16 protein-coding genes are annotated in these 22,080 nt (G+C 52.6%); 5 read left to right on the forward strand and 11 right to left on the reverse strand.

All coding sequences use genetic code 11. The annotated features are described in order from the left end of the window. Positions 1-137: 137 nt before the first annotated feature. The 7 genes from lpxB to hpf form a co-directional block, all read right to left on the reverse strand. Entirely contained in the window at positions 138-1,307 is a 1,170-nt protein-coding gene (gene lpxB, locus RID21_RS14000; RefSeq protein WP_350189812.1) for a lipid-A-disaccharide synthase, read from the reverse strand. Between the two features lie 254 nt (positions 1,308-1,561). Further along, positions 1,562-1,933 carry a 50S ribosomal protein L21 gene (gene rplU, locus RID21_RS14005; protein ID WP_145036180.1) on the reverse strand — a complete coding sequence of 124 codons (372 nt, stop codon included), beginning with the start codon at positions 1,931-1,933 and terminating at the stop codon, positions 1,562-1,564. A 249-nt stretch (positions 1,934-2,182) separates the two neighbouring features. Beyond that, positions 2,183-3,739, reverse strand: coding sequence for an Rne/Rng family ribonuclease (locus tag RID21_RS14010; protein ID WP_350189814.1), 1,557 nt, complete (start codon positions 3,737-3,739; stop codon positions 2,183-2,185). An 856-nt stretch (positions 3,740-4,595) separates the two neighbouring features. Beyond that, positions 4,596-6,359, reverse strand: a complete 1,764-nt coding sequence (gene ptsP, locus RID21_RS14015) for a phosphoenolpyruvate--protein phosphotransferase (RefSeq protein WP_145036184.1) — start codon at positions 6,357-6,359, stop codon at positions 4,596-4,598. A 75-nt stretch (positions 6,360-6,434) separates the two neighbouring features. Beyond that, entirely contained in the window at positions 6,435-6,779 is a 345-nt protein-coding gene (locus tag RID21_RS14020; RefSeq protein WP_350189816.1) for an HPr family phosphocarrier protein, read from the reverse strand. Between the two features lie 177 nt (positions 6,780-6,956). Then, positions 6,957-7,430 (reverse strand): PTS sugar transporter subunit IIA, encoded by a 474-nt coding sequence (locus RID21_RS14025; protein ID WP_145036190.1) that lies wholly within the window; start codon positions 7,428-7,430, stop codon positions 6,957-6,959. A gap of 203 nt (positions 7,431-7,633) precedes the next feature. After that, positions 7,634-8,008, reverse strand: coding sequence for a ribosome hibernation-promoting factor, HPF/YfiA family (hpf, locus tag RID21_RS14030; protein ID WP_145036192.1), 375 nt, complete (start codon positions 8,006-8,008; stop codon positions 7,634-7,636). A 357-nt stretch (positions 8,009-8,365) separates the two neighbouring features. Here hpf and RID21_RS14035 point away from each other — a divergent pair, with 357 nt between their 5' ends. Both RID21_RS14035 and RID21_RS14040 read left to right on the forward strand, forming a co-directional pair. Continuing rightward, entirely contained in the window at positions 8,366-8,662 is a 297-nt protein-coding gene (locus RID21_RS14035; protein ID WP_145180468.1) for an FmdB family zinc ribbon protein, read from the forward strand. Positions 8,663-8,684: 22 nt separating this feature from the next. Beyond that, on the forward strand, positions 8,685-9,485 hold the full coding sequence (locus RID21_RS14040) for a Kelch repeat-containing protein (protein WP_350189818.1): 801 nt from the start codon (positions 8,685-8,687) through the stop codon (positions 9,483-9,485). A 33-nt stretch (positions 9,486-9,518) separates the two neighbouring features. On the opposite strand, the gene RID21_RS14045 is transcribed toward RID21_RS14040, so the two are convergent. From RID21_RS14045 to RID21_RS14060, 4 genes are all read right to left on the reverse strand, one after another. Beyond that, the gene (locus RID21_RS14045; protein WP_350189820.1) at positions 9,519-11,048 is read right to left on the reverse strand and encodes a polysaccharide biosynthesis/export family protein; all 1,530 of its coding nucleotides are present in this window, start codon (positions 11,046-11,048) and stop codon (positions 9,519-9,521) included. A gap of 75 nt (positions 11,049-11,123) precedes the next feature. Then, on the reverse strand, positions 11,124-11,948 hold the full coding sequence (locus tag RID21_RS14050; RefSeq protein WP_350189822.1) for a hypothetical protein: 825 nt from the start codon (positions 11,946-11,948) through the stop codon (positions 11,124-11,126). Positions 11,949-12,498: 550 nt separating this feature from the next. Then, on the reverse strand, positions 12,499-14,643 hold the full coding sequence (locus RID21_RS14055) for a diguanylate cyclase (protein WP_350189824.1): 2,145 nt from the start codon (positions 14,641-14,643) through the stop codon (positions 12,499-12,501). 394 nt (positions 14,644-15,037) lie between these two features. After that, positions 15,038-15,823 (reverse strand): IclR family transcriptional regulator, encoded by a 786-nt coding sequence (locus tag RID21_RS14060; RefSeq protein ID WP_350189826.1) that lies wholly within the window; start codon positions 15,821-15,823, stop codon positions 15,038-15,040. 147 nt (positions 15,824-15,970) lie between these two features. Between RID21_RS14060 and RID21_RS14065 the strand changes: the two genes are divergently transcribed. The 3 genes from RID21_RS14065 (at position 15,971) to RID21_RS14075 (ending at position 22,037) form a co-directional block, all read left to right on the forward strand. After that, on the forward strand, positions 15,971-19,030 hold the full coding sequence (locus RID21_RS14065) for a DUF1553 domain-containing protein (RefSeq protein ID WP_350189828.1): 3,060 nt from the start codon (positions 15,971-15,973) through the stop codon (positions 19,028-19,030). Between the two features lie 7 nt (positions 19,031-19,037). Next, complete coding sequence (locus RID21_RS14070; protein WP_350189830.1) at positions 19,038-20,516, forward strand: DUF1501 domain-containing protein; 1,479 nt, start codon at positions 19,038-19,040, stop codon at positions 20,514-20,516. A 174-nt stretch (positions 20,517-20,690) separates the two neighbouring features. Further along, complete coding sequence (locus tag RID21_RS14075) at positions 20,691-22,037, forward strand: NAD(P)/FAD-dependent oxidoreductase (protein ID WP_350189832.1); 1,347 nt, start codon at positions 20,691-20,693, stop codon at positions 22,035-22,037. Positions 22,038-22,080 lie beyond the last annotated feature (43 nt).

Raw genomic sequence — 22,080 nt, forward strand, 5'->3', positions numbered from 1 at the left:
CGATTCTAACGAGCAGTTTTCAGGAGGACCATTCACACAAAACAAACAATTGGAGGTTCCCCAGATTCTCATTGGAAAATTGTCGTTTTGTGCCCGATTTAACACGAATTGAATACCGTGGTGTGTTTATGTGTATATCAGGCGGCTGCTTTGGAGCTGATCTGGACTCCGGTATGGCTCAATATGGCCTCTGCTGCATGTGCGGAGGCACCGGGTATGACGGTCTCGTTATACAGCGATGTGAGCTCTGACCGGGCCCGTTCCAGCGCCAGGGGGCTGCTGAGCCACTCAGCCAGGATCGTCGACATTTTAGTCACGACTTTGTTCGGATTTCCCACAGAGGGAAATTCCGGCATGATTTCCCGACCTGCAATCAGGTTGGGGAGTGACATGTATTTGCACGTGATCAGCAGTTGTCCCAGGAAATACATGCCCCAGTGGCTGCGATACAGCACAACGGCTGGCGTTTTGCGGGCCAGCATTTCCAGACTGACCGATCCGGAGACCATCAGGCAGCAGTCAGCGGCTTCGATGATTTCCGGAGTCTTTTTGAGATAGAGCTTCAGTGGTAAATCTTCAGCCTGTTGTTCTCGAATAAAGTTCTGACAGAGTTCAAGGTGTGATTCCCGGTAGCAGGCAATCGGAAAGATGGCGTCGGGAAATTGTTGAGAGAGGCGACGAATCGTCTGTAGCATCACAGGGAAGTTACGCGTGACCTCATTTGTACGGGAGCCGGGGAGTACACCTACAATCTGCGGAGCGGACTGTTTCAACTCGGTAAGGGTGTCCTGTTGCAGCTTCCGGGAAACCACTTCATCAAAGAAGGGATGCCCGATGTAATCGACGTTGATTCCTCGCGATTCATACCATTGTTTTTCAAACTGGAGTCCGGAGAGGATGTAATCCACATTTTTACGGACCCGTCGAATGCGCCAGGGGGCCCAGGCCCAGAGTTGAGGAGGCAGATAATAAAAAACCGGAATACCCAGGGCTTTGGCTTTTTTCGCGACCCACCAGTTGAATCCGGGGAAATCCACAAGGATCACGGCGTCGGGACGCTCCTGTTCAAGGTAGGCGCCGACTTGCCTGATCAGCTGGATGAATTTGAAAATCAGTGGCAAAACGTTGAGAATGCCCATGACGGCATAATCGGTCAACCGAACTTCAAGGTGACAGCCGGCAGCCTGCATTTCTGGCCCTCCGAAGGCGGAGAAACGAGCGTTGGGGCGGCGAGTGCGAATTTCTTCGATCAGGTGAGCCGTGTGCTGATCTCCACTGGGTTCGCCTACTGAAAAAAAGAGATGCATCGAAGTATCCTTACCTGCCGGGGATGCGGTCTGCGGTCCGTCCGAATATCTGAACTGCCCAGTCTTAAAGCCGGACGTCTCAAAAGCCGCATAACGTTAAGTCAAATAACGGTTTTGGGTCAAGGCCGATTTACAGGTCAGGGGCTGGGGATGTGTTCAAATGCAAACAGCCCCCTGAGATTGACTCAGGAGGCTGAGAGTAGATTTCATACTGTGCGCATCAAATAACAGCGTAGGGCACGCGTCAGTTTGACTTAGGCTTCAGTGGCAGCAGGTTCTGTTTCTTGTGCTTCCACAATTTCCAGGCCAGGCACGGTGATCGATTTGATGCGAACGGTGGTGTATTTCTGGCGGTGACCTGTGTGACGACGAGAGTTCTTACGGCGACGGAACTTCTGAATTTCGAGTTTCTCGCCTTTGACCTCTGGGTTCACGACTTCGGCTTCGACCGATGCACCTTCGATGGCCGGGGTGCCGATCGAGCTGGCGCCGCCACCATTGGCGAGCAGCACGCTTTCAAAAGTGATGGAATCGCCTTCTGTTGCTGTAGCACGGTAGTCGATTGTCAGGGTATCGCCTTCCTGAATCGTATATTGATGGCTGCCATCTTCGATTACTACAAACATCCTCAAACCTTCTTTTTTCTTATCACTTGGATCAAATAATTGCTGAAGTCGGATTTATGAAGCAAATGGAATCCGATCTGTATTCAGAATCAAAAGCGCAACGCTAATGATATTATATGGTTAAACACAGCTGCGAGAGTGTGTTTATTCAATCAGCCAGCCAGGCCCTGCGCGGAATCCGTACCTCTCATACGCATAGCGAGCAGGGCATTGTAAAGAGTCACTTTTGAAATTTCGAGTCAGAAGCGACTAGAAATTCACTTCATTTCCAATATCGTCGTAACAACGTGCGGTGAGATGTTCTGGCTCGACATCTGTACGGGCGTTAATTGCGATGACAGTGTTCGATGATTCTTCGAGGCTGTTGATATCTTTGCGTCGTTTATTATTCAGGTAATTAGCCACATTTTCATGTACATTCAGCACCAGCCTCGCGATGTTTTTCTTGTAGACCGTGGTCATCAGGGTCCGCATGACTTCGATGGCCATGCTTTCTGCTGTTTTGACCTGGCCCGTTCCCCGGCAGGAAGGACAGTCTTCGTACATGCTCCTGCGGAGGGAGGGACGAATTCTCTGGCGGGTCATTTCAATCAGACCGAAGGGGCTGATGCGGAGTACTTTAGTGCGGGCACGGTCTCGTTTGACCAGATCGCGTAGTCGACGTTCGACGGACCGACGGTGCTTTTCTTCCCGCATGTCGATGAAATCGATTACGATCACTCCGCCGAGGTCTCGCAGGCGAATCTGGCGGCTGATTTCTTCCGCGGCCTTCATGTTGACTTTGAAAGCTGTTTTTTCAGCATTGTCATCAGCCCGGTAGTTACCACTGTTAACGTCGATCGCAACCAGGGCTTCGGTCTGGTCGATTACGATTGAGCCGCCACCTTTCATGGGCACATGCCGGTTCTGGATGCTGCAGATTTCATCATCCAGGTTGCTGTTGTAGAAAATCGGATCACTGCCGGTGTAGTGCTTAATGCGATTGACGTGCTTAGGCAGGACGACTTTCATGAAGTCGCGAGCCCGCTGGTAAGCCGTGGGTTCGTCGATATAGAGCGTGTCGATTTCGCTGTTGTAGATGTCGCGTATCGTGCGAATCATCATGTCGGACTCTGAGTAGATTTCGACAGGCGCCGGTAGTTTCTTGATGCGCCCGACGATGGTTCCCCAGAGACGGAGCAGGTAATTCAGGTCGCGTTGCAGATCTTCGGCAGAGCGATCAATACCTGCAGTACGGACAATAAAACCCAGTCCCGGCGGAGGTGCCAGCTGTGTCAGGATGGTACGCAGCTGTTTTCTCACGTCTTCATCAGTGATTTTGCGGCTGATGCCAACCCGCTGCAGTCCGGGCATAATGACCAGGTAACGGCCGGGAATACTGATGTAGGTAGAAAGCGTAGGGCCTTTGTTGCCGATCCCTTCTTTGATTACCTGGACCAGCACTTCGCTGCCGCGTTTCAGGATTTCCTGGATCGGTGGTTTGTTGGCGACGCTGCGTTCGTTGATACGGCGGCCTTTGGAGTTTCTACCCCGTGAAGCCTTGTTTTCACCGTTCTCTGTGATGTGTCTGTAGTACTGGTATTCGATATCACTGACGTGCAGAAAGCCATTCCGTCCAACGCCGAAATCGACAAATGCGGCCTGAATACTGGGCTCGATATTGACGACTTTACCCTTGTAGATATTTCCTACCAGGTTTTCGAGGCTGTTGCGCTCGACATACAGTTCTTCGAGAATACCATCTTCAACGATGGCGATTCGACTTTCCTCCGGCTGGAGGACATTAATCAGCATTTCCTTTTTCATGGAATACCCTTTGTCGTGGAACACGACGAATGCAGTATTCCTCAGCAGTCACTGTGGAGACGGACTTTCCACGTCGAGAACAGTCTCTTGTAGTGGAACAGCCAGTCAGTTGCCCTTGCTGAAGCACATAAGTCTCCGGGCGGGCGATTCTCCTGGAGTAAGCCGATGTATCGCTGGTCGATCGACCGTGACGAGGCGGCTTAGAGAGATTCTGGTGGGGGCGACTGGTGAGTCGAATCATTTCCCGAACATTGTCGACGGGCGTGATCGTTCCTGAGAATACTGTAACTGCTCTGGTGTGGCTGACAGTCGGTGTAGCACGTGGCACACAGAACATAAGGCCTGTTGTGCGGGTGGATGACCGTAGCGGGTTAGAGGTCGTTACAGAGGCGGCAGGAACTGCCTGTGGACTTTGAAAGCGTGATGTGCAAGCGGCAGCATATCCCCGTAAGGCGGCTTGAGCCGTCTTCAAAATGATTTGTTCTGAAGGATCAGGGGGGTAGTTCATACTGCTGTCACTGGTGTGAGGGAACGGTTCGCAGGGACTCTGGCAGGCTGCTCGGGAAGAGCCAGCACTGTGTCGGGAACCTGCATTCAGTCTGAATCACACGTAAATGCTTTCGGTTTGGGAAATGACTGTGTCATGCATTTCGTCTTAATTGAATCTGGTTCATACTCAACCCACGCACCACCGAGGTGCAGTGGATGGCAGCGAATCGATTTTTGAAAAACAGTTCGAATCCGCTGCAAAATGTAAACGTAAAAATCGAGGTTGCAGAAGGGGTGAGTTTTCACCTGATCCTGCGGTTAATGTTGTCCTGGTGCTTTTCAGAAGCGTCTGCTTTGAGTTGAGCGCTTACAAAGGAAGCTCTTCATCAAACAGGTCAGGACAGATTTTGTACAATTCTCCTCTTAAATAACTTTCAACGTCGCGGGCCACGTCGATGGTCATCGCATGTGCTGCGATTTCCTCGGCCCGGGCGATTGTCAGATGTCTGATTACTTCTTTTACTTCCGGAATGGCCAGTGGTGTAGCACTGATCTGTCGAATCCCCAGGCCTGCCAGCAGCGGGATCGATTTCAGGTCGGAGCTCATCTGCCCACAAACGGTAACCGGTATGTTTTTTTTACGGGCCGCTTCTACCACCATTTTGATGAGCCTTAAAATCGAAGGATCAGCAGAGTTGTAGAGCGACGAAACGGCGGGATCAGACCGATCCACTGCCAGAGTATACTGAATTAAGTCGTTTGTCCCAATGGAGAAAAAGTCAACTTCTTCGGCAAATTCTTCTGCCAGCAGGGCAGCTGCCGGGACTTCTACCATCATTCCTATCGGAATATTGGGATTGAAATCCACACCCCGTTCTTCGAGATCTTCCAGAACGTCACCGACAATCATCTTGGCCTGTCGCCATTCGAGCAGAGTAGAGATGAGGGGGAACATGATGCGGACATCCCCGTGTACGGCTGCCCGGAAGATAGCCCGGAGCTGGGTTTTGAAGAGCGGCAGGTCTCGCAGACTGAGGCGGACACTGCGGAGCCCCAAAGCCGGGTTCATGCCCTCTTTGGCCAGGTGGCGATAGCCACGAGGAATCTTATCTGCACCCAGATCGAGGGTTCGGATGACAATCGGGCGGTTTTGAGCCGCCTGGACGACGCGACAGTAGGCGTCGTAGTGAATTTCTTCGGTGGGCTCGGTATTGGACTGCAGGTAAAGGAATTCGGTTCGGTAGAGGCCGATCCCGTCTGCGCCCCGTTCGGCACAGTGTTCAACCTCATTAGGGAATTCAATGTTCCCCATGACGTGAATCCGGGTCCCGTCTTTGGTTTCCGAGCGAATTTTACGCCGCGATGCCAGTCGGGCTGCCATCGAACGCTGACGTTCGCCGGTATCCTTGTATCGGGCCAGCGTCTCTTCATCGGGGTCAATGATGATTTCGCCGTTGTTGCCGTCAACAATGACCATATCACCGCCGGAGACATCGGAGAGAAATTCTCCCAGTCCGACAACGGCTGGAATTTCCAGAGCACCTGCCAGAATCGAGGTATGGCTGGTGCGACCTCCGACTTCGGTAGCAAAGCCGAGCACATATTCTTTGGCCAGCCCCGCCGTTTCGCTGGGGGTCAGGTTATTGGCGAGGACGACGATGGGTGTTGTCAGGTTGGATAGTTCTTCGCGTTTTTCGCCCAGCAGTTGTTTCAGCAGCCGCTTTTCCAGATCGATGATATCGCTGGCGCGTTCCGCCAGGTAATTGTCGCCCAGGTGCTGTACCAGCTTTGTGTAACGTCTAAAGACTCGGCTGGAAGCGTGCTCGGGAGAATAGCATTTATCCCGGATCAGAGTCTCGATCTCTTCACGAAGCCGGGGAGAACTGACCATCTGCAGGTGTGCGGCGAAAATGGCACCGTACTGTTCCCCCAGTTTGTCGGAAGCGAGTCTTTCATTTACGGCGATCTCTTCACAGACCGCATCGAGCGCAGAACGCAGGCGAGCGATTTCGGTTTCGATCACATTGACGCTGACGAATTGCCGCGGTATGCGAAAGTCCTCCGCACCCAGAATCAGGGCGGGGCCGAAATTTACTCCCGGAGAAACTGCAATTCCACGTTTTACAAGCATTCAATCAGGGCCTACTATGGCGCTTTCAACAGACAGGCAACCGGTGATGAACCACCGGGTTGGTGTGTTCAGGGGCTATTCAGACAGATCAGAGACTTCTTCAAATTTTTTGTATCCTGATTCAAAAAACTGAACGATTTCTTCCATGAGTTTTGTGGCGTCGTCGCCGACTGCTTCCAGGACCAGTTCGGTTTCCGGGAGTGCCTGCAGTTCCAGCAGGTCATAGACTTCCCGGGCATTAGCTGACCGATCTCCATTGGAAATTTTAAACTCGCAAGAATAGTCACGGGTCATTCTGACAATTTCAGAAATTGGGCGTAAATGCAGACCCTGTTTCATTTTGACGGTGACAATCTGACGGCAAACAGATTCTTGCATGGCACTTTTGATAACTACAGAAGCTGGCTGAAAACAGGCCATGGACCGCTTGTAGGCTGTTGTTTTCAGTGAGGTTTCGTAATTACCCCTTTCCTGTTAGTTTGATCAATCAGGAGTACAGCGAAGCGTATACTCCTCCCAGACAGTCATCAACTCAACTCAGCAGGAAGTGTCAGTTTCAATTGAGCAGGGGCATCCCTGACAATCAGGTCTCTCAGCTTAGTCCAGTTGATTGCTGTCCGCTTCGTTGAGCAGTTCAACAATGTCTTCAATGTTCTTGGACTGGCGGAGAAACTTACAGAAGTTCTGATTCCGCAGGTGGCGAGAAATATTCTCCAGGCCGCGTAAGTGATCTCCTGGACGATCCAAGGGGGAGATCAGCAAAAACAGAATATAAACATCTTCGCCGTCCAGGCTGGCAAAATCGACCCCGTCTGAAGAGAGGGCCACAGCTGCTGTCAGGTTTTCGACAGAAGAATGTTTGGTGTGGGGGACTGCAACGCCGTTACCAATTCCGGTAGATCCCAGTTCTTCCCGTTTGAGAATTGCCGATACGATACCTTCTTCGTCATCAGCCGAAATGCTACCTGCATTTTTCAGGCTGGCGACCATGGTGCGGATTGCTTCTTCTTTGGTTGTCACATTCAATTCCGGAATGATCGCTTCCGAAACCACGAAGTCTGTTAACTTCATGTATTATTCCTTCTAACTACATCTGCAAAAAAGTCGGTGTTTGCGTCCTTCTCGAGGAGAACGGATGGTACGCAAGACATGATTGTTAAATTGTGACGGCCCCGGAAATGGAATCTTTCCTTCAGGGGAGGCTGTTCACACGATATTTAATTGTAAGACGTTTCGTCTCATTCCTCAGCAAAAATCAGACTGCGAGGAATAAATTATTCAGATTCGGTTTCTTCTTCGGATTCGGCTTCCGCCTCAGCCATTCCATTCTCAGCGATTTCATTCATGGGGAGATCGCGGCGGTGATCCTGAATCTTTTGTTTATATTTTTTAATCTGCTGTTCCATCTTGCTCAAAGCGGCGTGGAAGTTGGGTTTAACTTCGTCACCTTCTGCATGCGAAACAAAATTGTGTTTGTGTTCTGCATCAACGAGAATTTCGACCCGGTTCTGGTTTTCGCCTTGATCGATTGTGATCTGGATTGCAGTTACCCGCTCAAAGTAAGTCAGTAACTTCTCAGACTTTTCAGTAATATATTCACGCAGACCATCTGAGACGCTGCCATGACGACAAGTAATCGCAACTTGCACGGAAAATTCTCCTGTTAAAAAAACTACCCACGCTGTGTGTACTTATGTGAGTTTGTCTGGGTTCAACAATAGAAGATGCTAACAGATTCTAGCTGGGCAGGTCCAGATATACCAGCCACTAAATCTCAAGCTCGCGCTGCAAACTTCAGGACCTTTTCCTTGCATGCGGGTTCGGATATGATTTCAATAGATCAGATGAAGTTATAGTCTGTGCAGTCTGCTGTCTGGGGAGGGATTTGTCCCCCAATTTCTCCCGTTTACTCGGAGGGGAATATAAACTGGCAGTGGTCTGATGGCCAGTGTGTCGGCTGGCAGATTCTTGATTTCTGCCCCCTTTTTTGAGGTTATCCGGTAGCAATGCCTACTTATGTGTATGAAGTCGTCAACCCTGATGGGTCGGCTGGTGAACGATTCGAAGTCATTCAACGGATGAGTGAACCAATTTTAACGCAGCATCCAGAGACCGGAGAGCCGGTTCGACGTGTCATTACTGCTGCGAATATTTCCGGAAAATGGTCAGACGCCGAGGCGAAGCGTACCTTAAACGATGACAAACGTCTGGGAGAGCTGGGATTCACTAAGTATGTGAAATCCTCCAGCGGAAAGTACGAGAAGCGGGCCGGCGATGGACCGGACCTGATTTCTGCCGATTAGCTGTTGAGGAGATTTGCTGGTGATGAAACTGCAGTGTGAGTCATGGTTGCTGGTAATTGCTCTGGTCTGTGGACTCGGTACTATCGCCCGGGCGGAAACAAAGCCGGGACAGGCTCCCTATCACAATACCCGCTGTGAGGGAACGTATCCGCATCATTTGCAAGGGGTTTGTGTTGATGGCCAGGGAAATATCTTCTGGAGCTTTACTACTCAGCTCGTAAAAACCAATACTGACGGGAAGGTCCTGATTAAGATTCCGGTGGGGAATCACCATGGAGATCTCTGTCATGTGGATGGCAAAGTCTATGTCGCTGTGAATTTTGGCGATTTCAATAATGCCGAGGGGAAGGCAGATTCCTGGGTTTACGTTTACGATGCGGAGAAACTGCTGCTGATCGGCAAGCATAAGACCCCAGAAGTAATCTATGGAGCCGGGGGAATCGCACAACACGGGGGAAAATTCCTGGTCGTGGGGGGATTACCGAAGGGGTTCAAGGAGAACTATCTCTACGAATACGATCAGAATCTGAAGTTCGTCAAGAAACATGTCTTGGAGAGTGGCTACACTTTGCTGGGAATTCAGACGGCCACTTTTGCGAACCAGCAGTGGTGGTTTGGCTGTTATGGTTCGGAACTGTTGAAGGCCGATGAAAACTATACCTTCAAAGAGAAATTCCCCCTCGATTGCGCGTTGGGCGTTGAGCGTATCTCCGATCAGCTATTGCTGATTGGTCGGGATACACTCAAAGACAAGCAGCACATCGGCGAAGTTCTACTGGCTAAACCCGACGAAAAACAGGGCTTCATCATCGAGAAGAAGTAGTCTCGACTTTCAGCTCTGCTCAGGCAAACCGGTTCAGCGGTTGCCTCCGCCATTCTGGAGATTCGAGGCTGCCAGCCCGAACAATGCACCTTCCAGCAGGTGTCTTTCAATGAAGGCTGCGATCGCTTCAGACTTGGTGTATTGCAGAATGATGTAGTCGCCGGGCTGAATCAGCACACGTTGACTCGGATCGCGGACTGCCTGATAGAGGTCGACCTTAATGGGGAGTTGGGTGCCATTCGGCAGTTGCCGGAGGATGATCGCGTTGCTGGCACTGATTGTCACATCCTGGTTGAGTGCCGAAGGACCTCCCGTTGATTTACCATTGCTGGAATTGTTGCCTCCCTGGGCAATGGAGATGGCGCCCAAAATATCGAGGTCGTAATCGCGGGGCAGCGTGTATTGTCCTCCACCCAGCAGGCCGCCGGTATAAAAGATCTCCGTATCTCGCGACTCAATAAACACCACATCACCATCGTGCAGGATTATGTCTTCGCGCGTGAGGTTGACCTTCTCACCCGGGCTGAGTCGGATCGGGATCTTGACGATGCCGGGCCGCTGCATGGTGGAATCGTTGATCATGGTCGGAGCAGGGAAGTCCCCGGAGTAATAGTTGTTTCCCTCAAACGAATACAGGGGCTGTCCCACCTGGAAGGCTGTGTCTGATGGAAGCTGAGTTGGAGCCGGTAGCGGAGTGTATGAGTCAGAGACCTGTTGGATTTTCTGAGTGTTACGCGGCTCATTCATACTATGGGAACCGGTCTGCACTGGAGGGGGACAGACCGATTGATTCATCTCATTGGCTCCGCCTCGAATAATATAGATCGAGTTTTCTGCATCCAGTCCAGGCAGACCACCTGTTTCTGCCAGGGCATGCAGGACGTCATTATTATAAGCGGGTAAATTGATGACCCGGCCGGTTCCCCGCTTGGAGCGACCAATATTCAGGTTGCCGACGGTGGCTCCCACCAGGTCATTGGCATTTTCCTGGCGAATCACCAGCACCCGATACGAACGTGGCTTCTGCAGGCTGATCAGGATTCGATCCCGTCCTTCGCGAAGAATATCCTTCTCGGTTGTGTATTTGCGGCGAATCGTCTCTTCCAACTGAGTTAGCGTGAGTCCCCGGGCAAACACGGTGCCAATCAGAGGAAGTGAGATTGTACCGTCTTCACGAATGGGAATCGGGTAACCTAATGAAGGCGCGACCTCCTGTGTCTGAGGAAAATGAACGGGGGGGACTTCTTTAAATTGTCCCAGGACGCCTTCGATATAAACTCCCAATACATCTCCTGAGTCCAGCAGGTAGTGTTTGGGGGCGGGTTGACGGAGCAGTGAAAGGTCAATGGTTTCCTTGCCGGAACGGACTTCACCTTTGTACTCATTCGGCAGGTATTGTGCGGGAACGCCTTTGAGTGGATGGATGGCGGCACAGCCATTCAGGGCCAGCAGCAAGACCAGTGCGCACCAGAACTGTCCCCGCTGTGCGAGGTCAGAGGTGTAGAGTCTCAACATTTTGATCGAACCTTTACATTCGATAGTTGCCATGTTGTGTCGTGCCATTCTGTGGTTCATTTCTGCTGTTGATCAACTTGCGACAGGAAAGACTTCCTGTCCTGTTCTTAAACTGTGTCGGGTTTATCGGTAAGGGTAATCTTCAATGATGGAATCGGAATACCGCTGCTGTCCATTCATTAGATTGATCGGGCCTTGAGTGTCTCGTCGCGACCCTGTTCCGGGCAAAGGTGTATACGGGTAAGACTGTAATGAGTACGGGCTGGGGGGCGGATCATCATTGATGTAAGCGGGTAACGCCGGTTCTTTGATCTGAGGACGAATCTGTTTCGCTTTCTGATCAGGCAGAGGCGTATGTTGGATCCCCGTTGAAGGCCTCGGGGCCGGTTTCGCGGGCGGGGGTTGAATTCTGGGTTGTGGAACCAGTGGTCGCGGTTGTGCACTGGGGGTTTTATCAGGCAGACTCTGTACCGGAGGCGGTTCTGGTAAGTGTCTCTGTGGTACTGTCTTTAATGGAGTTTGTGGTCCGGAGACCGGTGGGGGCGGCAGTGTTGTTTCAGACTCATGATGGCGGGGGGGGACCGCTGGTGCAGGCGCTGGGTGTGTTCCTGCTGGAACCTGACTCGGAATGGACTCCTCTGGATAAGCTAAGTTTCCATCCCAGTGTTCCGCGGCTGGTTGCTCCCAACCGGCCAGAGAATAAGGAGTCGCGATCCGATTGTAGTCGTATCGTCCGTCAGCGCGGGCATGTTCTGAGCCCAGTTTGTATCCCGTGAACCATTCCTGCACTTCCATGTAGCCTTCCGGAGTCCGATAGTGGGCAGCCCAGTATTCCTCAGGCGGTACGGGGGGAACAACTCCCGATTCGCCCAGGGCAATGTCCATGTAGGCTTGCTGATAACCTTTTCGAAAGGACTTGGATGGCTTGTCCTGGCAATCGGCGGACATGGTCTTCAGCGATTCTTTGGCACACTTTTTGGCGGCATGTTTTACAAAGAATTTATCGAGATCAGTTTGGTACCCCTCCATAGACCAGTATGGTTTCGGAGAGTACTTGTCATGATGGAAGAGAAAGCATTTCTTCACTCGACTGGAGACCGTCGGGCACGAATCTGCTTCGCCACAGCTGTTATGGGCACAGCCTGTCAGTCCCACCAGAGTGAAAAACAGGAGCAGGGGAATACACCTGAGTCTATCTGAACTCATCAAGCGGGTTTGAATCATGTTGTTTCGAAATCTGGAATCCACAATTAGACCACCGTGCGCAGACTGAGTGTTAAACTATACGGTTGATTTATCGGATGCCGATTCCAGCGATGTGTACGGTTTTTCGGTTCTTGACGATTATCCGGGAGTGCAGGACAGGTAAAATCGTTGGATATTCAATGTTTGACGCAGGGTGCGTGATTGGAAAAGGCTGGCCATTTTGCCTGGTTTGATGCGGGCGGTAGGACGGCAGCGAGGCACAGGCAGAATCTGCCGATCAAGGCTGGCTTGCTCAGTCGGCGACGAAATAATCTTTCAGCAGACGAAAGACACGAGCGGCCCGTTTCTGGAAGACTTCAGGCTGTTTGATCCAGCCCAGGGGAGTCATTCTGATCATGACTTCCACGCGAGGTGTCGCATTTCGTGAGCCGGAAGTGGATTTCCGGGTGGCATTATCAAAGACCAGTTCCACCTCAATAGGGCGGCGGTCATCCGTTTTTCCCCAGAAGGGGAGCAAGCCGGCCTTACCCAGACGCATGACGGCACGGTTCGGATTGACTTCGGTGAGGCGTGCATCATTGTCATTGACAAAGCCTCCGAGCTTGTAAACAACAATATCGGAGGAGATGAGAGCGCTGAAGGAGCTCTCAAAGACCATTTTACCTGCATTGGATTGGTCGGGAGCGACGGCTTCAGGAACCGCGCCTGACATCTGTTCTTCACAGGTCAGGGAGCAGACTCGATTACGCCCTGTTTCTTTTGCCTGGTAGAGGGCATTGTCAGCACGATGGAACAGGCTTTCCAGAGAGTCTCCCGGCTCCAGCTGCGCGACACCAAACGAGGCAGTGATGCGGTTATTGTTTAAATTTTCCAGTTTGAGATTGTTCACTGCCAGTCGCAGGCGTTCTGCTTTCAGTCGTGCATGTTCCAGATTGGTTTCCGGGCAGAGAATGACAAATTCTTCACCCCCGTAACGGCCCACCAGTTCTCCGGAATAGGTTTCATGCTGAAACAGACGGGCCAGTTCAATGAGCACTTGATCGCCAACCGCATGGCCATAGGTGTCGTTGATGTTTTTAAAGTGATCAGCGTCGATGAAGATGATGCTTAGCGGGGCCGTGTTCTGGTTCTGGCTGGCCTGGTTCAGCATGATTGCCAGCTGGGTTTCCAGTTCTCCCCGGTTGGCAACGGATGTCAGTGCATCCTGACTGGCGGCCATTTTCAGCTGGTTGAATTCCTGGGGACGCTTCAGGCTCCGAGACAGATCGCGGAAGATCTCCGCTACGCCGACCAGTCGTCCATCTTCCCCGAACATGGGGACAGATTGCACTTCAATCTGAATCAGCCGGCCATCCGGTCGTTTCAGCATCAGTTCTGTGGTCATTGATTTCCCACTGGCAATGACCCGGTTCATTGTGTGCTCGGATGAGGCGAGCATCGTTCCATCCTGATTCGTCACCGGAACGCTGTGGTTGGTCCAGGCGTTGCCCAGCATGTCGCCAGCCCGCAGGTTGGTCAGTAGTTCCAGACCCGGGCTGAATAATACAAACTGGAAATCTGAATTGACGATATAAAAGCCGTCGTAAAGGCTTTCAATCTGAAACAGGTAAGAGAAAATATTGCTGATCAGGTTGGCTTCCGCGATCTCCTGCTCAGTCAGTGGCTTCGGCTGAAAGTTCCGATTGACCTCCTGAATAGCCTCGTGGAAGGTTTCCCGTTCGGTCTGTTCCCAGCGGGACAGGGCACAGATAATGTTGCCATCGAACTGAGTACCTGCGGCTCCCATGAGAATCGACATGATCTCTTCATGTTTCTTCCCGGTACGATAGACCTGATCGGTGGCCAGTGAATCATAGGCGTCGGCGATCGCCAGGATGCGTGCCCCCTGATGAACCTCACTGCCGATGCATTGATATCCATTGGTCGCCCCACTGAAGTGAAAGCGGGTTTGCGAGAGGATGGTCAATACTTCATGATCGGTGCGACAGGCTTGTAGCACATCGAGACCAATGTGGTGGTAATGCGACATCAGTTCGATCTCATCTGATGTCAGCTTACCTGGCTTGAAAATGATGTGGTCGGGGACGCCGATTTTACCAATATCGTGCAGCAGGGCGGCTACTTCCAGTCGTTTCAGGTGGATGCCTTCCCAGCCCAGATTACTGGCAATGCCTTTGGCCAGGAAAGCGACACGTCGGCAGTGGCCGAGTGTGACGGCATCACGCGCCTGTAGCGCAGTTAATAGTTTGCGCAGGTGTTTTCGGCAGATAACCTGATCAACGTCGTCCGTGTGTTGTATATTGAGTGCCAGTTCATCGGATTCGACCGAAAAAGCAACCAGTTCCCTCAGGATCTGTGAAGAGCCCATATGATAGCTGCCATGCACAGACTGCTGCTGTGGCACGGTTTGACTGTTGGCTATCAGGGAACTATTCATCGGAAAACCTTGACGAGATTACAACCCGAGACAGGTACTGCCCGAACTGGTCTGGCGTAAATTTGAATTTCAATGCTCTCTAAACAGACATTTGCCTGATGCATTTCATCGTCACCCGCATTGAGCACTGGAGTAACTTGCATTCCGAGGAAACCGATTCAGACGGTTTGGTCTGTTTTCAAGGCATAACGGTCATCGCGATGATGGAGATACATCTGAATGACTACCTAAAGCTAGGTCGCGTTACGAAGATGTCAAATTGCAACATCCCTCTGTGAGGATGGATCGCTGGCAAGTGGTAGAGATCGTCTGCGTAGAACGCCTGGCGGGAATGGAGTGGTTCTGTTGGTCGTAACGGCTGTGCAGCCTTTACTGGGGCAGACTGCAGGTGACATCAGGTATTGAAGGCGATCGTGACCTGAGCTGCCCGCGACTGGACAATATTCCCCAGCGATTCGTATTCGTCCTGGGGGATGCGTTCTGCGGGACCGGTAATCGTGAATGCTGCAATGGCAATTCCGTTACGATCCAGAATGGGGGCAGCCACACAGCGAATCCCGGAGAGTCCTTCTTCGTGATCCAGGGCGTAGCCCCGTTTGCGAATCACGTCCAGCTCGTTCAGGAAGGCCCGTTTCGATGTGATGGTGTGCGGGGTGAAACGTTTAAAGCGGATGCGGTTCACCAGGTCTTCGCGTTCATTTTCCGGAAGGAAAGCAGCGATGGCTTTACCCGGAGCACAACTGTAACAGGGAGCCCGGGCACCAATCTCAGCGGAATATTTAAATGGATGCCGAGCCAGCAGCTGTTCCAGAATCACAATTTCCGTATCGATCAGGCAGCAGAGCTGTGTTGTTTCGCCGGTCAGGTCGCGCAATTCCCGCATGGGGCCAATTGCGCATTCCGACAGAGGGCGATCCTGGACACTGGGGGGAATCAACTGCAGGAAGCGATTGGTCAGATAGTATTTTTTTGAAGCAACGTCGCGGGAAAGGTATCCCATTTCTTCCAGTGCTTTCCCGATCCGCAGCAGAGATGCCTGGGGGACAGAGAGTTCCTCGCTGAGTTCGCTGAGCGTACAACCGTGCGAGTGCTTCGCCAGATATTCGAGCAGGGCGATACCCCGTTGCAGGCTGGGGGAGGCGGCAGCCGCCGATTTGTGATTTGTATCGGGAGCGGGCATTGTTGTTGACTTCATATATGAAATAGGTTTCAATGGTGAAATATCTTAAAGGGGCGAGATTAAGGTGTCAAGCACTTTGAGATCGGTTTAAGATGGAAGTTATCGAATCAACACTCCTTTCGAACGGCAGCAGAAAGCAGCTCTAATATGCACGCAGGCGAGAAAGTATGGGTGGCGCTGACGTTGTTCCTCGGGTTGGCTTTACCGGGACTCAGCAGGGCAGACGATCTCTTCGAAACACCTGAGCGTGTGCAGGCGGATTTCGACCGAGTGATCGCTCCGTTGATTGCTGGCCACTGCCTGGACTGTCATGCGGGGCTGGATCCGAAAGCGGGGCTGAATCTTTCCCGCCGCGATCTAACTTTCCAGGGAGGCGAAACGGGAGCTGCGGTAGAAGCAGGTAAGCCGGATGAGAGTCTGCTCTGGCAATACATCGAATCGGATGCGATGCCCCCCGAATATCCCCTGTCTGCGGAAGAAAAGCAGTTGTTCCGGCGCTGGATCGCAGCTGGCGCTCCCTGGGGCACTGATCCCATTGACGCCTTCAGCAAGACAACGGAAAAGCGGGCCGGTTACGACTGGTGGTCGCTGCAGGCTCTGCAAAAACCAAAAGTACCTGTCGCGACTGGGAAACACGAACTCTGGGTAAAGAATCCCATCGATGCCTTCGTCTTGCGGCGGCTGAAAAAGCATGGTCTGCAGCCGCGTGCTGAAGCGGATCGTCGTGCTTTGATCCGTCGACTGTATTATTCCGTAATAGGTCTCCCCCCGGAACCGGAAGAAGTGGAAGCGTTCGTCCAGGATAATTCGGACGATGCTTATGAGAAGCTCGTTGATCGCCTGCTGACATCGCCACATTTCGGCGAGCACTGGGCGCGGCACTGGCTGGACGTAGTCCGGTTTGGTGAAAGCAACGGGTTTGAACGCGATCAGCCACGTGAGAATGCCTGGCATTATCGAAACTGGGTGATTCAGGCCCTGAATAAAGATTTGCCCTACAATCAGTTCGTCAGGCTGCAGTTAGCCGGTGATCTGCTCGAGCCGGACAACCCCGGAGCGGTCAAGGCGACCGGTTTCCTGGTCGCGGGACCCCATGATGTGGTGATTCCACAAAGCACATTGATGCGGGCAACGATGAAGCAGGACGAACTGGAAGATATCGTCGGCGTGACCGCGCAGACATTCCTTGGGTTGACTGTGAACTGTGCCCGCTGTCACGACCATAAATTTGACCCCATCGGTCAGCAGGAGTATTACCAGTTCGCCGCAGCGCTGTCAGGCGTCGTCCATGGAGAACGGAATCTACCCGATCCAGCCTACAATCGAGCTCAACATGCTCTCGCTCAGAAAGGGCAGGCACTGAGTGAAGTTCAGGGACAACTCTTCCAACTGGAGACGGTTGCCCGACAACGTGTGCTGGCGAAACGCAATGCAGGGGAAGACACACCGGGAGTATCGCTGGTATCCTCTCCTATCGCTGCCTGGGATTTTCGTGAAGGGACAGACGACCTGGTGGGAGGTTTAAAGGGGACGCTGCACGGTTCTGCAAAACAGACGCCCGAGGGACTGGTGCTCGACGGGAACCGTTCCTTTTTGAAAACAGAGCCCTTGCCTCATGTTCTGGGGGAAAAGACTCTGGAAGCCTGGGTGAAACTCTCCGATCTGCAACAGCGGGGGGGGGGCGTCCTGAGCGTACAGACAACTGACGGTAATCTTTTCGATGCGATCGTGTTTGGCGAGCAGCAACCGGGACACTGGCTGGCGGGGAGCGATCATTTTAACCGCACAAAGTCATTCCAAGGCCCCGAAGAGAAGACCGCTTCAGAAAAAGAGGTACAGGTTGCCCTCGTGTATTCAGCCGACGGGACTATCACCGCTTATCGAAATGGAGCCGTTTACGGGAGCGGTTACCGCTCTAAAGGCTTGCAGACATTTCCCGCTGGAAAAACAGAAGTCCTCTTTGGTTTACGCCATGGTTCTCCGGGAGGGAATCGACTGCTCAAAGGAGTGGTCAGTCAGGCACGCCTGTATGATCGAGCATTAACGCAGGAAGAAATTCAGGCTTCTGCCCGCTGGGGAGGCATCTTCTTTTCTCAAGAAGAACTGCAGGCGGCTCTGGATGAAACACAGCGCCAACAATGGCAAGGACTGCGCCAGCAGCGTTCCCGTCTGCAGGCAGAAATCAAAAAGCTCCAGGCTGTGCAGCCAGTAAAGGTCTATGCCGCCTTGTCCCGCGATCCGGGAGTCTCACACTTGCTCAGGCGAGGAAGTGTGGCGGCACCGGCTGGCGTGGTTCAGCCGGGGGGGCTGCAGGCAATTCAGGGACTGGATGGTGATTTGCAAGTAGCCGCTGACAGTTCGGATCAGGAGCGCCGCATGAAATTTGCCAACTGGGTGACCGATGCTCGAAATCCCCTGTTTGCACGAGTAATTGTGAATCGGATCTGGCATTATCATTTTGGTCAGGGGCTGGTGAATACACCGAATGATTTTGGTTTTAATGGAGGACGCTGCAGTCATCCCGAACTGCTCGACTGGCTGGCGATTCAGTTGAAAGAGCATGACTGGAGCCTGAAATCGCTGCATCGTCTCATACTGCTCTCGGCAACGTTTCGTCAATCTTCTGAGGTCGATTCGCAGGCAATGCAGGTAGATGCTGACAATCGCTGGTTATGGCGGAAGAGTCCGCAACGGATTGAAGCGGAATCGATTCGGGATTCGATTCTGAAAGTCGCAGGTAAATTGAATCCCGAAGTCGGGGGCCGCGGTTACAAGGACGTCAAATCGTATTTCTTCAAGGGGACCCAGTTCTATGAACCACTGGATCCCGTGGGTGAAGAATTTAATCGCAGGTCGATTTATCGATTTTCCGCACGCGGGGGACGGCATCCGCTGTTGGAAACGTTCGACTGTCCCGATCCTTCTACGACGACTCCCGACCGGGCATCGACAACCACGCCTCTGCAGGCACTGGCATTGATGAATGATTCCTTTGTGTTACGCATGTCGGATCAGCTGGCCGCGCGGGTCAAGCAACGATCAGGTGCCGACACCGGGCAGCAGTTGGAGGAACTCTTTGAATTGGTCTATCAACGGCTGCCACGACAGGATGAAGCAGCGGTATCACGTGAGTTTGTTTCTCAACATGGTCTGTCTGCCTTGTGTCGGGTGCTGCTGAACAGTAACGAATTTTTATATGTGAATTGAAACTGCCATGTCATTTCCAGAGCCACAGCAGAAGAATTTGAATTCGCCTCCGGAAAACGAATTTTTGTCCCGACGTGATTTCTTTTCCTGGGCCGGGACCGGGCTGGCGGGGACGGCACTGATGGATCTGTTACTTCGTCAGCAGTCTGTGCGCGGCGCAACACCGAAGCAAGCTACGATCCCTGCACCTCATTTTTCGCCGCGAGTGAAACGGGTGGTTCATATCTGTCTGATCGGTGGGTTGAGTCATCTGGATTCGTTTGACTATAAACCTTCGCTCAAAAAACTGCATGGCAAGGAAATGCCGACCGACAAGAAGCCCGAGACGTTTTTCGGCAAAGTGGGCCTGTTGCGAAAGAACGATTTTGAGTTTCAACAGCGGGGCGAAAGGGGTCTCTGGATCTCCGAGTTGTTCCCGCACATCGCGGCACAGGCGGATGAGTTAACGCTGATCCGTTCGATGAAAGCAGATTCTGCCAATCATACGCCGGCCACATTTCAGGAGAACACCGGGTTTCGACTCAACGGTTTTCCGGTGCTCGGTTCCTGGCTGTCGTACGGGCTGGGGTGTGAGACCGATGAACTGCCTTCATATGTCGTACTGCCGGATGTCCGCGGCTATCCCGCTGCGGGAACGATTAACTGGTCCAACGGTTTCCTCCCGGCTCAGCACCAGGGGGTTCCCTTCCAGGGCGAAGGTCCCGCCATTCGGGATCTGTTTCCTGAACGGCAGATTTCTGAGCAGACCGAACTCGCCAGTCGACAATTGCTAACTCGGTTCAACCAGGCGCACCTGGAAAGAGCCGGCGCCAACAGTGACCTGGAGGCCCGGATCCGCAGCCACGTTCTAGCTGCAAAAATGCAGTTGGCCGTCCCGCGGGTGACTGATCTTTCAGGGGAGACCGCCGTGACCCGGAGTATGTACGGCTTTGACCGGGAGGAAACCGCTCCTTTTGCCCGCAACTGTCTGCTGGCCCGGCGTCTGCTGGAGCAGGGAGTGCGTTTCGTGCAGCTTTTTTCGGGAGGGCCCTTCGGTTCACCCCGCATTAACTGGGACGGGCATGAGGATGTGAAGCGGAATCATCTGCGGGAAGCGACGCGCATCGATCAGCCTGTCGCGGGGCTATTGAAGGATTTACGTCAACGGGGGATGCTGGAAGACACGCTGGTGCTGTTCTCGACTGAATTTGGCCGGACGCCTTTCACGCAATCAGCTTCAAACACGGTGGGCACAGGCCGCGATCATAATATGAATGGCTTTTCCGTCTGGATGGCAGGCGGTGGTCTCAAGCACGGGATCAGCTATGGAGCCACCGATGAATTCGGCTGGAAATCGGTCGAGAAAGTTGTTCCCTGGCACGATTATCATGCCACTGTGCTGCATCTGCTGGGCATCGATCACACCCGGCTGACCTGGTATCACAACGGGATCGAACGCCGGCTGACCAATGTGCACGGCGAAGTACTTCATGAAATTCTGGCCTGATTTTCATCTGTTTTTATCGATTCTCTTGCGAACCAGCTGATTTTTTCAGGAACTTATTTTGTGTGCATGGACGGATCGACTAGAATAGCTATAGTGTGTTTTCGTGATCGGCATCGAGGAGGGCGCTTACTTCTGTCTGATTGACATTAACGTCCTGTCTGAATAATTACTGAGATGAATACTATACAAAACCCCGGCAGCAAGGCAGACTCTAAAAGGGTCCTGATTATCGGTGGTGGTTTTGCCGGCTTGAATGCCGCGTTAGAACTGGGAGGCGTTCCCGGCGTCGAAGTGACCCTGGTTGACCGCCATAATTACCATCTGTTTCAACCATTGCTCTACCAGGTCGCCATGGCTGGCCTGAGTCCTGCAGATATCGCGACGCCCATTCGCAGCCTGCTGTCCCGCTATAAGAATACCAGTGTCCTACTGGGAGAAGCCCAGTCAATCGATCTGCCCGGCAAGAAAGTTCAGTTTGATTTTGGCGAACTGGAATACGATTACCTCGTCCTGGCCTGCGGTGCGACACACAGTTATTTCGGTCATAATGAGTGGGAAGTTTACGCTCCAGGCTTAAAGAACATCTCGCAGGCCACTGAGATTCGCAAGCGGGTGCTGTCGGCCTTTGAGCATGCAGAGCGGATTACCGACCCTGATGAGCAGAAGAAATATCTGACGTATGTGATCGTGGGTGGCGGACCAACGGGGGTTGAGTTGGCAGGGGCGATTGGCGAGATGAGTCGGTTTACCCTCTCCAAGGATTTCCGTCGCATCAATCCCAGTCATACTCGTGTGATCCTGGTCGAAGCGGGACCACGGATTCTGCCGATGTTCTCCGAAGAACAGGCGAATCGAGCAGCCCGCGACCTGGAGAACCTGGGAGTTCAGCTCTGGACTTCGTCTGTGGTAACTAACATCAACGAAGATGGTGTCGAACTGGGGAGCGAACGAATCCGGGCTGCCACTGTGCTTTGGGCGGCAGGCGTGGAAGCTTCCAAGTTGGGGCAGTCTGAGGGGATGCAGACTGATAACCGGGGCCGCGTGATGGTTGAACCAGACCTGAGTCTGACCAATTATCCCAACGTGTTCGTTGCCGGTGACCAGGCCTGTTATACACACCAGACAGGAAAACCCTTGCCGGGTACCGCACCGGTGGCACTGCAGCAGGGGCGATCCATCGGCCAAAATATCCGTACTGAAATCCAGGGCAAACCCCGCAGTGAGTTCCGTTTCCGCGACAAAGGACAGATGGCGACCATCGGTCGCAGTCGAGCCATTGTCGAGATCGGAAAGTTCAAATTAGCCGGTTTCTTCGCCTGGGTGGTCTGGCTGGTCGTGCATGTTTTCTATCTGACTGGTTTCAAGAACCGGGTGCTGGTCGTCATGCAGTGGGCCTGGTCTTACCTCAGTTTTCGTCGAGGCGCTCGATTGATTGTCGGCAAGGAATGGGATCCGGAGCCGGTGCAGGAGCCGCAGCACGAACACGAAAACGAGGAAGTTCCGGTTTCGTCCGAGCACTAAACTTGTCCTGAAAAAGCCAAAACACTCGTTTTTCGTAGCACGG

The organism is Gimesia sp. (assembly GCF_040219335.1).
Classification (GTDB): Bacteria; Planctomycetota; Planctomycetia; order Planctomycetales; family Planctomycetaceae; genus Gimesia.

Excerpts from the sequence above, each read along its gene's own strand:
- RID21_RS14060 (WP_350189826.1), bottom strand. The coding sequence starts at position 15,823 with ATGCCCGCTCCCGATACAAATCACAAATCGGCGGCTGCCGCCTCCCCC.
- RID21_RS14025 (WP_145036190.1), bottom strand. The coding sequence starts at position 7,430 with ATGAAGTTAACAGACTTCGTGGTTTCGGAAGCGATCATTCCGGAATTG.
- RID21_RS14050 (WP_350189822.1), bottom strand. The coding sequence starts at position 11,948 with ATGTCCGCCGATTGCCAGGACAAGCCATCCAAGTCCTTTCGAAAAGGT.
- RID21_RS14045 (WP_350189820.1), bottom strand. The coding sequence starts at position 11,048 with ATGGCACGACACAACATGGCAACTATCGAATGTAAAGGTTCGATCAAA.
- lpxB (WP_350189812.1), bottom strand. The coding sequence starts at position 1,307 with ATGCATCTCTTTTTTTCAGTAGGCGAACCCAGTGGAGATCAGCACACG.
- RID21_RS14020 (WP_350189816.1), bottom strand. The coding sequence starts at position 6,779 with ATGGCCTGTTTTCAGCCAGCTTCTGTAGTTATCAAAAGTGCCATGCAA.
- ptsP (WP_145036184.1), bottom strand. The coding sequence starts at position 6,359 with ATGCTTGTAAAACGTGGAATTGCAGTTTCTCCGGGAGTAAATTTCGGC.
- RID21_RS14010 (WP_350189814.1), bottom strand. The coding sequence starts at position 3,739 with ATGAAAAAGGAAATGCTGATTAATGTCCTCCAGCCGGAGGAAAGTCGA.
- RID21_RS14055 (WP_350189824.1), bottom strand. The coding sequence starts at position 14,643 with ATGAATAGTTCCCTGATAGCCAACAGTCAAACCGTGCCACAGCAGCAG.
- RID21_RS14075 (WP_350189832.1), top strand. The coding sequence starts at position 20,691 with ATGAATACTATACAAAACCCCGGCAGCAAGGCAGACTCTAAAAGGGTC.
- RID21_RS14065 (WP_350189828.1), top strand. The coding sequence starts at position 15,971 with ATGCACGCAGGCGAGAAAGTATGGGTGGCGCTGACGTTGTTCCTCGGG.
- rplU (WP_145036180.1), bottom strand. The coding sequence starts at position 1,933 with ATGTTTGTAGTAATCGAAGATGGCAGCCATCAATATACGATTCAGGAA.
- RID21_RS14035 (WP_145180468.1), top strand. The coding sequence starts at position 8,366 with ATGCCTACTTATGTGTATGAAGTCGTCAACCCTGATGGGTCGGCTGGT.
- RID21_RS14040 (WP_350189818.1), top strand. The coding sequence starts at position 8,685 with ATGAAACTGCAGTGTGAGTCATGGTTGCTGGTAATTGCTCTGGTCTGT.
- RID21_RS14070 (WP_350189830.1), top strand. The coding sequence starts at position 19,038 with ATGTCATTTCCAGAGCCACAGCAGAAGAATTTGAATTCGCCTCCGGAA.